The 14,350-nt window shown below is 73.8% G+C and carries 15 protein-coding genes and 1 pseudogene; 6 read left to right on the forward strand and 10 right to left on the reverse strand.

Going from position 1 to position 14,350, the window contains the following annotated elements; translation table 11 throughout:
- The 3 genes and pseudogenes from NFX44_RS23390 to NFX44_RS23400 all read left to right on the forward strand — a co-directional run.
- Positions 1-199, forward strand: a pseudogene (locus tag NFX44_RS23390) (IS110 family transposase); the annotation flags it as partial.
- Between the two features lie 88 nt (positions 200-287).
- Complete coding sequence (locus NFX44_RS23395) at positions 288-1,496, forward strand: low temperature requirement protein A (protein WP_262285733.1); 1,209 nt, start codon at positions 288-290, stop codon at positions 1,494-1,496.
- Between the two features lie 1,050 nt (positions 1,497-2,546).
- Positions 2,547-2,939 carry a nuclear transport factor 2 family protein gene (locus tag NFX44_RS23400; protein ID WP_262285734.1) on the forward strand — a complete coding sequence of 131 codons (393 nt, stop codon included), beginning with the start codon at positions 2,547-2,549 and terminating at the stop codon, positions 2,937-2,939.
- Positions 2,940-2,980: 41 nt separating this feature from the next.
- Here the strand turns inward: NFX44_RS23400 and NFX44_RS23405 are convergent, their stop codons facing one another.
- The 9 genes from NFX44_RS23405 to NFX44_RS23445 all read right to left on the reverse strand — a co-directional run bounded on the left by NFX44_RS23405 (position 2,981) and on the right by NFX44_RS23445 (position 11,825).
- Positions 2,981-3,295: a Clp protease N-terminal domain-containing protein gene (locus NFX44_RS23405; protein WP_262285735.1), complete on the reverse strand. Its 315-nt coding sequence runs from the start codon at positions 3,293-3,295 to the stop codon at positions 2,981-2,983.
- Positions 3,296-3,455: 160 nt separating this feature from the next.
- Entirely contained in the window at positions 3,456-5,366 is a 1,911-nt protein-coding gene (locus NFX44_RS23410; RefSeq protein WP_262285736.1) for an ATP-binding protein, read from the reverse strand.
- Complete coding sequence (locus tag NFX44_RS23415; RefSeq protein WP_262285737.1) at positions 5,363-6,613, reverse strand: DUF4255 domain-containing protein; 1,251 nt, start codon at positions 6,611-6,613, stop codon at positions 5,363-5,365. The genes NFX44_RS23410 and NFX44_RS23415 overlap by 4 nt, the downstream gene beginning before the upstream one ends.
- Positions 6,610-7,476: a hypothetical protein gene (locus tag NFX44_RS23420; RefSeq protein WP_262285738.1), complete on the reverse strand. Its 867-nt coding sequence runs from the start codon at positions 7,474-7,476 to the stop codon at positions 6,610-6,612. Before NFX44_RS23420 ends, NFX44_RS23415 begins: the two co-directional genes overlap by 4 nt.
- Complete coding sequence (locus NFX44_RS23425) at positions 7,473-8,186, reverse strand: hypothetical protein (protein ID WP_262285739.1); 714 nt, start codon at positions 8,184-8,186, stop codon at positions 7,473-7,475. Before NFX44_RS23425 ends, NFX44_RS23420 begins: the two co-directional genes overlap by 4 nt.
- A gap of 5 nt (positions 8,187-8,191) precedes the next feature.
- A complete protein-coding gene (locus tag NFX44_RS23430; protein ID WP_262285740.1) occupies positions 8,192-8,713 on the reverse strand; it encodes a phage tail protein in 522 nt (173 codons plus the stop codon).
- Between the two features lie 11 nt (positions 8,714-8,724).
- Positions 8,725-10,284, reverse strand: coding sequence for a phage tail sheath subtilisin-like domain-containing protein (locus NFX44_RS23435; RefSeq protein WP_262285741.1), 1,560 nt, complete (start codon positions 10,282-10,284; stop codon positions 8,725-8,727).
- 159 nt (positions 10,285-10,443) lie between these two features.
- Positions 10,444-11,211 carry an alpha/beta hydrolase gene (locus NFX44_RS23440; RefSeq protein ID WP_262285742.1) on the reverse strand — a complete coding sequence of 256 codons (768 nt, stop codon included), beginning with the start codon at positions 11,209-11,211 and terminating at the stop codon, positions 10,444-10,446.
- A 155-nt stretch (positions 11,212-11,366) separates the two neighbouring features.
- Positions 11,367-11,825, reverse strand: a complete 459-nt coding sequence (locus tag NFX44_RS23445; RefSeq protein WP_262285743.1) for a GNAT family N-acetyltransferase — start codon at positions 11,823-11,825, stop codon at positions 11,367-11,369.
- A 242-nt stretch (positions 11,826-12,067) separates the two neighbouring features.
- Between NFX44_RS23445 and NFX44_RS23450 the strand changes: the two genes are divergently transcribed.
- The 3 genes from NFX44_RS23450 (at position 12,068) to NFX44_RS23460 (ending at position 13,571) form a co-directional block, all read left to right on the forward strand.
- Positions 12,068-12,283, forward strand: a complete 216-nt coding sequence (locus NFX44_RS23450) for a hypothetical protein (RefSeq protein ID WP_262285744.1) — start codon at positions 12,068-12,070, stop codon at positions 12,281-12,283.
- Positions 12,284-12,311: 28 nt separating this feature from the next.
- A complete protein-coding gene (locus NFX44_RS23455) occupies positions 12,312-12,686 on the forward strand; it encodes a hypothetical protein (protein ID WP_262285745.1) in 375 nt (124 codons plus the stop codon).
- An 81-nt stretch (positions 12,687-12,767) separates the two neighbouring features.
- Complete coding sequence (locus NFX44_RS23460) at positions 12,768-13,571, forward strand: BTAD domain-containing putative transcriptional regulator (protein ID WP_262285746.1); 804 nt, start codon at positions 12,768-12,770, stop codon at positions 13,569-13,571.
- Here the strand turns inward: NFX44_RS23460 and NFX44_RS23465 are convergent.
- Entirely contained in the window at positions 13,502-14,257 is a 756-nt protein-coding gene (locus NFX44_RS23465) for a BTAD domain-containing putative transcriptional regulator (protein ID WP_262285747.1), read from the reverse strand. The genes NFX44_RS23460 and NFX44_RS23465 overlap by 70 nt on opposite strands.
- Between the last annotated feature and the right edge of the window lie 93 nt (positions 14,258-14,350).

Genomic DNA, 14,350 nt, shown 5'->3' on the forward strand with positions numbered 1-14,350 from the left:
CGCCCTCATCGCCTCCCCCGGCGCTCGCGCCTACTACGACCAGCAACGCCACCGAGGCATCAGCCACCACGCCGCGCTACGCCAACTCGGCAACCGCCTCGTCGGCATCCTCCACGGCTGCCTCAAAACCCGCACCGCCTACGACGAAACCACCGCCTGGCAACACCGCGAAGAGCATGGTCAAAAGACCGCTGCTTGACACCCAAAGCTCATGGGATGTCTGTCGACCCTGCAGCGGACACGCATTCGGCATTCCGCCTGAAGCGATCAAAAGTAGCGTCACCCCCATGGCCGTGGAGAGCGGGGCGGGTGAGCAGCCGGGGACGTACAGGCAGTCCCAGCGGGCCGGCTTTGTGGAACTGCTGTTCGACGTGGTTTTCGTGTTCGCGTTCACTCGGCTATCCGACCGGATGGTCTCGGAACTCAATTGGCGAAGCGCCTACGCGACGTTTGTGCTGACGCTGGCGCTGTGGTGGGTCTGGTACCGGCTGGTGTGGGCCACCAACAGGTACGACTCGACTCGGCCAGCGATCCAGGTATTGGTCATCGGCACCACGCTCGGCAGCCTGCTGATGGCCATCGCCGTGCCCGGGGCCTACGACGACAGCGGTTTGCTCTTCGCGGGGGTCTACGTCGCGATCCAGATAGTGCGCCCGCTCTGGATCATTCTGATCGGCACAAACAAAGAGGTTCGCCTGGTCAGCGTCCGGAACCTCTTCTGGGCCCTCATCTCAGCGGTCCCGTGGATCGCTGGCGCCTTCACACCGAGCGGAGCGCGCGTGGCCTTGTGGAGCGTCGCCGTCGGCCTGGACTACATCGCCGGCATCTTCGACTACCCCACGCCGCGACTCGGCCGGGCCGGGTTTCGAGCCCATCCGATCCAAGAAGACCATCTCACGGAGCGCTACCGCCAGCTCCTCATCATCGCGTTGGGCGAGACGATCCTGATTTCCGGCATCCAGATCAGCCCATATGGCCTTGAGCGGGACCGAGCCGCGGCGCTGCTGGTGTCATTCGCCATCACCGTTCTGCTGTGGCAGATCTACTTCTACCGTGCCGGTGAATTGCTTGCCGTCGCCATCGCCTCGGCACAGTCGCCGGCATACGTCGGCAGACTGGCGTCGTACGCGCACCTCATCATGGTCACCGGCGTCGGCCTCAGCGCCGTCGGCGACGAACTGATCATCTCGCACCCGCTCGGCCACACCGAGCGACCCTGGGTCTTGGTCATCTTCGGCGGTCCTGCGGTATTCCTGCTTGGGCGGGCCCTGCTCGACTACGTGACCTTCAGCCACGTCTCCTGGTCCCGACCGATCGGACTGCTAGCGCTTGCCGCACTGGCACCCGTAACGCTCCCGCTCTCCCCGGTCCTGGTCGCCGTCGCGACCACCGCCGTACTCACCGGAGTCGCCATCTCCAACGTGATCTCATGGCGACTGTTCCCCCGGGCACCCAACCCAGCCGCACCTGGGCGGATGTCCTCCTACCGACCATAGCTGCACGGACTGAAACCGCCCGGACATCTCGCTTGCAAGCTCTGTGCATCGCGTCCACACCCGTCCGGCACCGACTGCACGCCCGGAGCTTCGTCCGTGCCAGCGCTCGTCAGCGTGCCGCCGCCCGGCGGCGTTGCTGTCGACAGCCGCTCCGCCGGCGACCCAGGCCGACCCCCGCCTCTGGCTCTCCCTGGGCTTCGACCCGGTGTGTAGGAGTCGTCATGGTCCTGTCCCCACGCACGCATGCCGTCGGCGCAGGTGCGCCGAACGCGGGTGTGCAACGATGATCGGCATGTCGACTCCACGAAAGGGCAATGCCGCGTAGGCCACCCGCACAACTGCGTGCCGACTCCATCTACCGGCGACCGCTTGACGGGTCAACCTCTGTCATCCCCGGGCTCTCCGTCCGGGGCTTGAAAGCCATCGCCTACCTCGAACGCACCCGCCTCTGGAACCAAGCCGTTTCTGATGCACTGCGGACCTGGTCATGGTCCGTGCGCCACCCCTGGCATCGCTTGTGGGACCCGACCACCGGCTGTGGGGTAATAGAGTGCTGTCCGAACCCGCCCGAGCTGCGCTGGATCCTGGACGTCGCCGTTGCGGCCCTGCCGCCGAAGGATACCCGAACCCTCCGCAAGCAGATCGCAGCCCTCGATGAGCAGTGGTGACACGCCGCAAGGGCATCTCGTCAGCTCGGGCGCATTTCGACCCATCGTTCATGACCCCCGTCGGGGGGAGCCTGATCGGCGTTGCCGGCCAGCGTCAGCGGGTGTCGTCCCCTGTGGTCCTACCTTCCGGTCATGCCGGCTGTGACCATTGGAGTCGGTCGCCCAGCACTGCGTTCGCTGACTTTCTGCTGACGCGGCACCCTGTGGTCCGTAGCTCATGGCAGAGCGGCCGCTCGGGGGTTGCGTGGGACGTCAACTGGCACAGTTCGGGCTCGCATCGCCTGCTGCGGCTCTGTTTCCGCGCACTCCATTGCTCTTGCCACCCTGTCCCAACTGTGGAAGTCCGCCTGAATGCATCCGACTTGTCAGTAAGGTTCCAGAGGTGGAGAGCGACGCAAGTACACGGCTTGAGCGGATCCTCGGCGTACCGCTCGCCGAGGATGTGGTACGCCAGTGGCCGCAGTCCGGTGAGCTGATCCGTGGTCGAGCACGGATAGCGGAGGTGGAGTCGCACTTCGTCGGCCTGCGGCTCGCCGTCGGGCGGCGACACGCCTGCCGAAACACGCTGGTCGTCGAGTGGAGCAACGACTACGGCGACGGCCGGGTCTACCGCAACGTCTCGATCGCTGAGCTGCGCGACGGCGAGGCGGTCCGGGTTACCGACTACTGGGGCGAGCCGTTCACCGCGCCGGAGTGGCGGCAAGCGCTCGTGGAACAGCTGGAAATGCCAGCCGGCGGCGCGTGGCCAACATCCGACGCCCTCACCGTCAGCTGACGGGGCGCTGCCGGTTGCTCCTGAGTTGGACTCGACGTGGTTCATCTCTGCACCACCAGCTGCTTCGCGACCGTGACCCCGAGCAGCGAGGCGGTCTCGCGGGCGTCGTCTTCGACGAGCGCGAGCAGGAGGTGGCCGGTGCCCGTGTCGCGGTGCCGGTAGGCACGCGAGCTCTCCGTGGCCCGACGCCAGGCCGCAACGACCTCTGCTCCCTCGAACGGGTCACCCGGTCGCAAACGCTCGAGTTGCCTGGCGAGCACCTCGGCCGGCGGCTCCTCCGGTTCGCCCTGAGACACGGCGAACTCGCGCAGCGGCGCGCCGAGCGCGACAAATCGCTGCTCGTCGTGTGTCCGCATCGGTCCCTCCTCAGGCGCAACCGCGCCCGACGGTATGGCCAGCCCGCCAGCCGCATGGTCCCGTCGAACCCGGTCGCTGTACCAGGGAGAGCGATCCGGCCTGGAGGAGCACCTCCTCCGTCAGGAGCGCCCGCCGGGGACCCGAACCGCGAACAAGCAGTCAGCGGCCGCCCAGAGACCGGCCGTTCTTGGCCAGTTCCCACCGGGTCGCCGTGGCGACCTGCTCGCCGGTGATCCGATCCCCGTCCGCCCCCAGGTACGCGGCGGTCAACGCCGCAGCGGCGATCCCGCCCCCGGGCAGGTCCACGGCGGCCAGCCGCTCCGGGTCGACGTCGGCCGGCACACCGGTCGGGAACGCCCGCCGCCACAGGGTCTCCCGGGCCGCCCGGTCCGGGTAGGGGAACGTCACCACGATCCGCAGCCGGCGCAGGAACGCCTGGTCCAGCACGGACCGGGCGTTGGTGGTGAGGATGGCCAGCCCGGTGAACGACTCCATCCGCTGGAGCATGTAACCGACCTCCAGGTTGGCGTACCGGTCGTGGCTGTCGCGCACCTCGGTGCGCTTGCCGAACAGGGTGTCCGCCTCGTCGAAGAGCAGCACGGCCGCGCCGTCCTCGGCGGCGTCGAAGACCCGGCTGAGGTTCTTCTCCGTCTCGCCGATGAACTTGCTGACCACCTGGCTGAGGTCGACCACCACCAGGTCCAGGCCCAGCTCCTGGGCGATCACCTCGGCGGCGAGGGTCTTGCCGGTGCCGCTGGGCCCGGCGAACAGGGCCGCAGTGCCCAGGCCGCGGCTGGTCCGCTCCGCGAACCCCCAGTCGTGCAGCACCCGGGTCCGGTGGTGCACGGCGGCGACCAGCGACCGCAGCTGCGCCACGTGGGTGTCGGGCAGCACCAGGTCGGCCCAGCCGGCGCGGGGCCGCACCACCCGGGCCTGCCCGCCGTAGCGGCTGCGCGAGCGGGCCCGGCACGCCTGCCACAGCGGCGTGCCGGCGGCGGCGTCCCCGGCGGCCAATTCGAGGTCGGGCAGGGCCAGGTCGAACACCCCGGCCACCGCGGCCGCCTCGCCCGCCGCCCGGTCGGCCAGGTGCCGGTCGAGCGCGGCGTCCAGCGCCGCCGCCCGTTCCGCGATGGGCAACCGGGGTACGCCGACCAGCACGCCGTCGGCCAGCACGGTGTCCACGGCGCCGAGCACGGCGACCGGGGCGGGCAGCGTGCCGAGCGCGCGGATCAGGGCGCGGGCGTCCTCGGGGCGCGCCCCGTCGGCGTCGAACGCCCAGGCGGCCGGCGCGAGCAGGCTCTCCCGCCCGACGAGGCGCAGCAGCCGGTCCCGGTCGCGTACGGCGGAGGGCAGGTCGGCCACGGCGACCAGCCGCAGCTCGCGGCCGGCGGCGTCGGCCGCGGCGGCCGCGAGCACCGGCAGGTTGGCCGGCTGCGGGCCCTGGAGCACGGCGGGGCGGCCGTGCTCCCAGACGGTGCGGATGGTCGCGGCGACGGAGGCGAATGCGGGCGGCAGCGCGGCGGGCGGCGTGACGGGCCGGGCCACGGCGGCGAGGTCGGGCTCCAGGTAGCGCACGCCCATGAGGTGGTGCAGCACGCGTTCCTCGGTGACCAGCGGGCTGCCGGTGGGGGTGTCCGGGTCGAGCAGTCGCACAAGGTCCCACCGGCGCAGCGGCCCGTCCGGGGTGAGCGCGCTCCAGTGCGGGCCGGGCAGTGCGGCCAGGGCGAGGCCGAAGGTGGGCCGGGGCTGCCCGTGGGCGGCGGTGAGTTCGTCGGCCACCTCGCCGGCCAGCTCCGGGCCGGTGGCCAGCAGCAGCACCGCCCGTTCGAAGCCGGTGAGCCGCAGTGCGGCGGCGAGCGCGTCGAGCGCCGTGGGCCGGTCGAGCAGCGCGCGGGCCGCCGCCAGCCGCCCCGAGGCCGCGGCGAGGTCCGCCGGGTCGGGTTCCCCCGGGTACGCGACGAGCCGCACCCGCAGCACGTCCAACTCGGCCACGAGCGCCAGCCGGTTCGCCTCGTCCCACGGCACGGCGGGCGGGCCGGCCGGGCGGGCCCGGCGGTCGGCGGCCGTCACGGCACGGTCAGGGCGGGCGCGCCGTAAACCTCTCCGACCAGGTCGGGCAGGCTGTCGACGCCGTCGACCTGCACCCGGACCAACCAGTCGCCGGTGGGCACGTCCCCGGCGGCGACGGCGAGCCGGTCCTGCGGGGCGGCGTCCGGGGCGAGCGGGGCGAGCCGGACGGCCAGCGCGTCCGGTTCGCCGGCCGGGCCGGGGGTGAGCCGGGTGAGCAGGACCGTGGCGCGCTGTCGGGCCACCAGCGGCGGGTCGACGCCGAGCACGATGTCGGGCGGGCCGTCCACCACCGACGCGGTGGGGCGGACCAGCAGCGGCAGCGCGTTGGAGCCGGCGGTGACCCGGGCGGGCGCGCCGCCGGCGGCCGGCGTGACGTGTGCGACCCGGACGCCGTGCAGCCCGGCCGGCACGGTGCCGTCGAGGGTGACGGCCAGGGTGGTGTCGGTGCCGCCCGGCTCCGGGGTGAGGACGGCCGGTCCGACGTGGACCCGGGTGGTCTGCCCGGGCCGGCCGCGCAGCCCGGCGCCGCGCAGCTCGATCCGGTCGCCGGTGGCGGCGGTCCCGCCTGGCGGGTCGGTGACCAGGGCGGTCAACACGGTGGGGCCGCCCGGCAGAACGGTGACGGTCCGCTGCCGCACCGGCAGGGCCCGGCGCGGGGTGACGTCCGCCTCGACCAGCGCGGCCGTCGCCACGTACGTCTGGGAGAGCTGGTGCGGGGTGGCGAAGGTGGCCCACAGCTTGGACATCTCCTCCACCGACAGCGTGTACGGGGCGACCTTGACCCGCTCCACCTGGTCGGCCAGGTCGGACTCGGCGAGGAACGCGGTCGGCACGTCGTCGGCGTACAGGTCGATCGCGGCGGTGACCAGGTCCCGGGTGAGCGTCGGGGTGACCGCGAGGGCGAGCACGGCCCGGCCGAGCAGTCGCTGCGCGTCGAGGGATTCCGCCTCCCCGTAGCAGGTGAGCAGGTAGTACAGGTCGAGCGCGGCGACCGGCCGGCGGGTGAAGCCGCCGTCGCGGCTGCGGGTGGGCAGGTCGGTGAGGTTCCAGGCGTGGTTGGGGCGCACGTCGTACAGGTAGATGTTGATGCCGGGCGTGGAGACCAGCGTGGTGTCGGAGAGCTGGTTGGGGCGCAGGGTGGTGACGGTGGCGCCGCCGACCGGTCCGGGGTGGGTGGCGTCGAGGGCCCGTTCGAGCACGTACCGCAGGGTCGAGGTGACCGCGGCGATGGCGAGCCCGTTGCTCATCGGTCCTCCCGGCGGCGGGCGAGGTAGGCGGCATGGTCCACGGTGGACGGCGGCGGGCCGGGCGGCGGAGGCGGTGGCGGTGCGGGCGCGCGGGTGACCACCACCCGGTCGATGTGCAGGTGCACGTCGCCGGCCGGCGGAGGCTCCCCGGGCGGGGTGGGTGCGGGGCGGATCGGGCCGGTGCGCACCTCGGCGGTGCCGGGCCGGGGCGGCGTGCCGGCCCGGTTCGGCCGGTCGACGAAGACGAGGCGCTCCCCGGGTTCCACGGCGCGGCGGGCGATCAGCGCGGGTCCGAGGCGTTCCCGCAGCAGCCGGGCGAGATCCGGCGCGGCGGCGCGTACCGGGGCGGGGGCGGGCCGGCGCGCGGCGTGCGCCGGGGCCGGCGGCGGAGGCGGGACGGCGGCGGCCGGCCGAGCGGCGTCGGGTGGCAGGTCGGTGTCGGCTGGTCGGGTGACCGTCGGGGGAGCGGCGGTGGTCGGGACGGCGGTATCCGGCTCGCGGCCTGCCGGTCCGGCCGGCTCGGCAGGCGTGGCGGTCGGGTCCGGGGCGGCCGGGTCGGCCTCGGGTGGCGTGGCCGGTGGCGTCCGGTCGGCGTCCGACCGGTCCGTGACAACGGCCGCCGCCCGCGCTGGTGCCCTCCGGTCGGCGGGCGGGAGGAGCGGCGCGGCCGGCCGCTCGGGGATGCCCGGGGCCGGCCTCGGCGCGGTCGAATCCGGCCGCGACGCGGCCACGTCGGCCGGCACGTCGACGGGCGGGTCGGGCAACGCGACCTCGAACGGCTGCGGAGCGCGCAGCCGGACCAGCGGTTCCCGGCCGGCGGCGCGCTGCGCCATCCGGGCGAAGAACCCACCGTCGCCGCTCACGCCGCCCGCCCCGCCGCCAGGGCCAGGTACGCGCGCCGCCGTCCGGCCGGCAGGGCGAGGATGTCGGCCTCGGCCCAGCCGTAGGCGACGGCCAGGGTGGCCACCTCGGCCAGCACGGCCGGGGCGCGGCCGGCGACCCGCTCCCAGAGCAGCTCGGCCACGTCCAGCGCGGCGACCACGGTCCCCCCGCAGCCGAGGCAGCAGGTCCGCAGCACCACGGCCGCCGCCCCGGCCAGCTCCTCGGCGGCGGCGTCGACGGCCCGGCGCTGACCGGCGGTCAGCTCTGCGGGTGCGACGGGCCGGCCGGCCGTGTCCCGGACGCAGCGGGACAGCAGGGCGCCCAGCGGGTCGTCGGACCGCCCGGCGGCCAGCAGGTCCCGTGCGGTGGGGGCGCGGACCCGCAGCGCGCCGCCGGCGACCGTCCCGGTGTCCCCGGCGGGCAGCCCGGCGACCGGCTCCAGCGGTAGGGCCACGTCGAGGACCTCGCCGCAGCCACAGGTGAGCACGGCGTCGACCGGGTCGCCGAAGCTGTCGACGCTCAGCCGGGCGGCGAGCGCGGCGACCGTCCCGACCGGCAGGTCCAGGGCGGCGTCGAGGTCGGGGAGAAGCCCGGCGGCGTGCAGCAGCACCGGGCCGCGGGCGGCCGGCGGGGCGGTCGCGGCGGCCTCCCAGACCGCCAGCAGCCGGCCAGGGTCGTCCAGCGTGGTCATCGCGGTCAGGGTTCGACGAAGGACGGCTCGGCGGGCTCGGCCACCGTGTAGTCGCGTTCCCAGCCCTCGTTCTCCAGCTTGATGCTCTGGATGGCCACGGCGTTGGCGTTGGCGTCCAGTTCGGGCAGCGCCACCCACTCGGACACCCAGCACCGGTAGACCTTGTACGCGATGACCAGCTGCCCGGCCTCGTTGTACATCTCGATGATGATGTCCTTGCGGAAGTCCGCCAGGGAGGTTTCCGCGCCCAGCCCGGAGCCGTAGTTCCACACCTTGTTGGCCCACTGCTCGAAGTCCGGGTCGTGGGTGACGCCACGCTCCAGCATGATGGCGTCGTACTCGGTGCGCCCCGGCGACTTGCGGCTGCTGCTCGGGTCGCCGCCGTGCCGGTGGGTGACCACCTCGGTGCTCCGCTTCAGCGTGCCGATCTTGCTGATCCCGGCGACGTATCGCCCGTCCCACTTCGCCCGGAACTTGAAGTTCTTGTACGGGTCGAAGCGCTGCGCGTTGACCGTGAACTCGGCCATGCCCGCCCCTCCTAGGTCGCCGCGGCCGCGGTCCGCTGCTGGATGCCGATCACCACGAACTCGGCCGGCTTGACGGCCGCGAAGCCGACCAGGATGTTCAGCACCCCCCGGTCGATGTCGTACTGCGTGGTGGTCTCGCTGTCGCACTTGACGAAGTACGCCTCCCGCGGGGTGCGACCCTGGAAGGCGCCCTGCCGGAACAGGTCCTGGAGGAACCCGCCGATCGAGGCCCGGACCTGCGCCCACAGCGGCTCGTCGTTGGGCTCGAACACCACCCACTGGGTGGCGCGCACCAGCGTCTCCTCCAGGAAGAGCGCCAGCCGCCGCACCGGCACGTACCGGTACTCGTCGGCGAGCAGGTCCGCGCCGCGCAGCGTCCGCGCGCCCCAGACCAGCGTCCCGGTGGCCCGGAAGGTGCGCAGGCAGTTCACCGCGTACGGGTTGAGGGCGCCGTTCTCGCCGTCGGTCAGCGCGAGCGCCGGTCCGGTCACCCCCGCGAGGGCCGCCTCCACCCCGGCGGGCGCCTTCCACACCCCGCGCGCCGCGTCGGTGCGGGCCATCACCCCGGCGACCGCGCCGCACGGCGCGAACTCGCGCACCGCGCCGTCGCGCAGCGGGTCGGGCCGGCGCACCCGGGGAAAGTAGAGCGCGCCGTTGCGGCCGTTGGCGGTCAGCCCCCGCGCGCCGACCCAGGTCCGGATCGTGTCCGCGGTCTCGGTGGGCGGCGGGTCGACCAGCAGGAAGGCCCGCTGGCGTACGCAGAAGTCCAGCGCGTCGGCCCACACGGAGTCGTCGAGGGCCTGGTCGGGCACCGACGGCGGCAGGCAGAGCAGGGTGAACAGGTCGGCGTCGCGCAGCGCGTAGATGCCCTGCTTGGTGCCCTCCAGCGCGCCGCCGTCGGTGTACTCCGCGGCGGTCAGGTGGCTGCCGTCGATGCCGGTGGCGGCCGGGTCGGCGGTGTCCACGTCGTAGCCGCCCGCGTCGGGCCGGCCGGTGCCGGGCAGCGCCGGCGCCGCGCCGACCCGGACCAGCCGGGACGCGACCAGCACGGTGTCCACCCGGCGCGGCCCGTCCACCAGGGTCACGTTCGGGTACGTCTCGATCAGCACCGGGTTCTCCGCCGGGCCCTCCCGCACGGTCAGGTGGAACAGTTCGTCGGCGTCCACCCCCTGCTGGTCGGCGACCGTGGTGGCCTCCTCGCCGCTGGCGTGGGTCACCTCGGCGTGCAGCCCGTTGCCCCAGCCGCCCGGCCCCACCGCTTCGAGGGTCAGCGCCCCGTTGAGGTCGAGCTGCGCGGTGGTGGCGTCGCGGGCCAGCCGGACGATCACCGCCTGGTTGCCGCCGTTGAGGTAGAAGTCGCGCACGGCGTAGCCGAGGCCGCTGTCCCGCCACAGGCCGCCGAAGGTGCGCTCGAACTCCGCGTACGAGGAGATGGCCACCGGCACGTCGACCGGCCCGCGCAGCGCCCGCCCGACGAACGCGGCCACGGCCGTGGCGACGCCGGTGATGGTGCGACTGCCGCCGGGTATCTCCTGGATGTACACCCCGGGATGGCTGAGCGTTGCCGCCATGACGACTCCTCGACTCCGCAGGCGTGCCGTACGCCGCTGGCGCGACTGTGCCGCCCGCCCGTCACCGCGCCGTCACCCGGCCGTGTCGGCCGGGGCGGGTGGCTACCGGCACCGTCCGCGCCGCGACCGGCGGGCAGCTCCTGGCCGTCGGCGGTGGTGTCAGACGAGGTGTCGGGCGAAGAACCGGAGCGTGCTGTCCAGTTCGAAGGCCGGGATGTCCCCGTGCTTGCCGCGGTTGGCGTGCAGGGTCTTCTCGGCTGAGGCCAGGGCGTCGAACAGCGCCAGGCCCTGGGCCCGCGGCACCCGCTCGTCGTCCCACTGCAGCAGGAACTCCACCGGGACCGTGATCCGAGCGGCGGCCCCGGCTGAGGCCAGCGCCCCGCCCAGGCCCAGCACCGCCGCGCGGACCCGGGGCTCGGCGGCAACGAACGGAATGCCGAGTCCGCAACCCAGGGACACGCCCCAGTAGCCCACCGGGCCGGCGCCGACGTGCTCGAGTTGCTGGACCGCGTCCAGGACCGCCTGCCATTCCGGTACGGTCCGGCGGGCCACGAGCGCCTGGAAACCAGCGATCAGCGGAGCCAACTCCTCACCGGCATCCACGCGAGCCTGGTTCTCGGTCGCGATCCGGTCGTACTCCTCGACCTTCGGCCGGTCGCCGTGGGCGGGCACATCCACCGCCACGACCGCAGAACCACCCTCGACCACGAAGCGGCGTGCGCGGGCCACGATGTCGGGGGCCTTCTTGTGCTGGCCGCCGCCGTGTCCCATGAAGATGAGGGGCCGGGTACCGGCGGCACCTTCCGGCGTCCACAGCACGCCGGGAATCTCGCCGAGGGTGAAGAGCTGTTCGGAGACGCCGTCGGACGACGTCGCAGAGGTGAAGCGCATAGCGTTCAAGCCTTTCGGAATGCCTTCTGCGGGCACTCCCTAGCCCGTGCGAGGGAGGGAGCCCCGACCTGTCACAGCGTTGATCGGTCTCACCTCCTCAGCTCGCAGCACGGCGGCGCTGAACCTAACACAAAGATCGTCGCCCAGGTCGGGGCAAGGATCTCGCCAGGCAGGCGTCGCCCGCCCGATGATCATTTGTCACCCATGACCAAGGTCGGCTCGCGCACCATGAACACGTCCACCGGATCCTCGGTCTCACGGGTGAATCCGTGCCGCTCGTACAGCCGCCGGGCCCGGCTGCCCTGCAGCACGCGCAGCCGGACCAGGCTGCCAGCGCGGTCGCACCGCTCCAGCAGCCCGCGCAGCACAGCCGCACCGATGCCGCTGCCCTGCAGGTGCGGGGCGAGGTAGAAGTGCTCCAGCCAGTGGGCGTCCGCGGCCGGACGCAGCGCCACACAGCCGGCGAACGCGCCGCTCACCTCGATCACCCGGGTGTGCGCCGGCGCGAACCCGTCCCGCAGTCGCTGGCGCACCCGCTGCTCGTCGTACCGCCCGAGCCGCTCCAGATCCGCCCGCAGCACCACGGCCCGCAACTCGGCCGCCGCCTCGACGTCCGCCGCCGAGGCCGGTCGAATCTCCCAGTCGGCCATGATCGCCAAACTACCGCGCCACGCTCCACCCGCTCCCGTTGGTCCGCCGGCTCCGCGAACGCGCCAAGTGATCATCGTGAGACGGGCGCCGGGCCGAGGCCGGCCCTGAGAGCCAGCCGCCGGATTGCGGCGGACCCGGCGCGGGTCGGCAGGTGGTCCGGTGACGCGGCGGGCGACGCGCCGGTGACGAGCAGGCCGCACGCTGGGCGAGCCCGCGCACCAACCCGCCCGGAGGCGCTCCCGTGACAGCCGTTGACCCCGACCGCGGTGGGGTGGTGGTCGTCCGGGTGTGGTTCGAGGACGGGCCGGACGAGCTGGGCTTCCGCGCCCTGGTGACGAGCTGCGTCGACCTGGCCGGCGGCCGGCCGGAGAGCCGGGCGGTGGCCTCGCCGGACGCGGTCGTCGAGGTGGTGCGCAGCCGACTGGTGGAGATCCTCGCCGGTCACCGAGCGCGGTGACGTCCACCGCCCGACCCAGGGAAGGCACATGACCGAGAAGATCAACTGGAGCCTCCAGGTGCGTGTGGCCCACGGCCCGCAGATCGCGGCCACCGGCGTCGTCGACGTCGAGGCGTACGACAAGGTCTCGGTCGAGATCGCGGCCGGGGAGAGCCAGCAGGTGGACCTGGTGCCCGCCGGCACCGAGCGGGTGGGCATGGTGCTGATCGTGCCGGCCACGCCCAGCGCCGACCTGTCGTACGAGATCGACGGCACGGCGATCGCGCTCGACGGCGCACACGCCTTCCTCGGCGCCGGGGCGGCCCGGCTGCTCGGCGCGGACCCGGCGAGCCTGACCTTCACCAACGACACCACCGAACCGGCCCGCCTGGACATCCTGGTCGGCCGGGACGTCACCCCGTGAGGGCCGCCGCGATGTGACGCCGGGGTGACGCACCGCGTTCTACCCTGCCGGGGCCAGGCCCGCGGCGCAGGGAGGTCCCGGATGACCGCCGACTTCGTCGACGCCCTCGTGGCGGACCAGCCGGCCGGGTCCGGTCCGGTGCTGCGGCTGCTCGGCGACGTCCGGGTCAGTCACGGTTCCCGCTGGTACGACGTGCCCGAGGGCAGCAAGCGGCTGCTCGTCTACGTCGCCCTGCACCGCCGCCGCCTCGACCGCGGCCACGCCGCCGCCACCCTGTGGCCGGACGCCCCGGACGCGCGCGCGGCCGGCAACCTGCGCTCGGCGCTGTGGCGGCTCAACCAGGCACACATCGGGCTGATCGGGGTGGACCGGCACCACCTGGCGTTCCGGCCCGGCGTGCTTGTCGACATCGACCTCGTCACCGCCTGGGCCGGCCGGCTGATCGCGGGCCGCCCGGCCGGCGCCGACCTGTCCGCGCTGCCCACCGGCGGGGTCCTCTTCGACCTGCTCCCCGGCTGGTACGACGACTGGGTGCTCACCGAACGGGAGCGGGTACGCCAGCGGGTGCTGCACGGGATGGAGGCGATGAGCCGGCACCTCGTCACCTCGGGCCGCTGCGCCGAGGCCGTCGAGGTGGCGCTGACCGCCGCCGGGGCGGAGCCGCTGCGGGAGAGCGCCCAGCGGGTGCTGCTGGAGGCGCACCTGGCCGAGGGGAACTGGGTGGAGGGCCGGCGCGGCCTGGACAGCTACCGCCGACTGCTGGCCCGGGAGCTGGACATGGAACCCGATCCGTGCCTGGGCGAGCTGCTGGACGCCTACCCGCGCGCCCGGCCGGCGGCCACCGCCGACCGGGAGCGCGCCTCCTCGATCAACGCCATGAGCTGAGCCGACGGCCGCACCCCCAGCTGCTCGGCGAGCAGGCGGACCACCAGGTCGGCGTGGCGCAGCGCGTCGCTGACGTTCCCGTTGGCCAGCATCGCGGTGAGCACCAGCCGGTGGCCGCTCTCCCGCAGCGCGTCCGCGGCGACCGCCTCCAGCGCCCAGCCCAGCCCGGCGGCCGGGTCACCGGCCCGGATCGCCGCCCCGGCGGCGTCCTCCAGCGCCCGCAACGCCCGGTGCCGCAGCAGCTCCCGGTGCATGAGCACCCAGTCGTCGTACCAGCCGGGGAGCAGGTCGGGGCAGCCGTCGGCGGCGTACCGGCGCAGGAACGCCGGGTCGACCGGGCCCCGGCCGGCGAGACAGCCGGTGTCCACCGTCACCCCGGCGGTCAGCGCGAGCGCGCCGGTGGAGTCGGTGAGCAGCCCGGGCGCGGCCTTGCGCAGCCGCCACAGCGCCGTCCGCAGGTCGGCCGAGGCCCGTTCCTCGGGCTTGCTCGCCCACATCGACCAGGCGGTCCGGGCCCGGTCCGAGGCGCCGCGCACGGCCAGGAAGGCCACCAGCCGCTGCGCGGTCGCCGGCAGGGCGACCGGCTCGCCGTCCCGGTCGAGTGCGAAGCCGCCGAGCAGCCGCAGCCGCCAGCCGACCCGTTGCGGGGGTACGGCCTCCGGCGCTGTTCCCGTAGTGATCCACACGTCGGCGCTCCGCTCTGTCGGGGTGTGGGCGGAGGGTCACCTCTCGAATACCGCAGGTCGCGGGTCCCGGGGAACGGGCCTGTCGGTGGCCGG

The sequence above is a fragment of the Micromonospora sp. MA102 genome (assembly GCF_025460765.1).
GTDB classification, from domain to species: Bacteria; Actinomycetota; Actinomycetes; order Mycobacteriales; family Micromonosporaceae; genus Micromonospora; species Micromonospora halotolerans.

Coding starts and splice junctions, on each gene's coding strand:
- NFX44_RS23425 (WP_262285739.1), bottom strand. CDS start 8,186: ATGACCACGCTGGACGACCCTGGCCGGCTGCTGGCGGTCTGGGAGGCC.
- NFX44_RS23430 (WP_262285740.1), bottom strand. CDS start 8,713: ATGGCCGAGTTCACGGTCAACGCGCAGCGCTTCGACCCGTACAAGAAC.
- NFX44_RS23405 (WP_262285735.1), bottom strand. CDS start 3,295: ATGCGGACACACGACGAGCAGCGATTTGTCGCGCTCGGCGCGCCGCTG.
- NFX44_RS23455 (WP_262285745.1), top strand. CDS start 12,312: ATGACCGAGAAGATCAACTGGAGCCTCCAGGTGCGTGTGGCCCACGGC.
- NFX44_RS23415 (WP_262285737.1), bottom strand. CDS start 6,613: ATGAGCAACGGGCTCGCCATCGCCGCGGTCACCTCGACCCTGCGGTAC.
- NFX44_RS23435 (WP_262285741.1), bottom strand. CDS start 10,284: ATGGCGGCAACGCTCAGCCATCCCGGGGTGTACATCCAGGAGATACCC.
- NFX44_RS23445 (WP_262285743.1), bottom strand. CDS start 11,825: ATGGCCGACTGGGAGATTCGACCGGCCTCGGCGGCGGACGTCGAGGCG.
- NFX44_RS23395 (WP_262285733.1), top strand. CDS start 288: ATGGCCGTGGAGAGCGGGGCGGGTGAGCAGCCGGGGACGTACAGGCAG.
- NFX44_RS23460 (WP_262285746.1), top strand. CDS start 12,768: ATGACCGCCGACTTCGTCGACGCCCTCGTGGCGGACCAGCCGGCCGGG.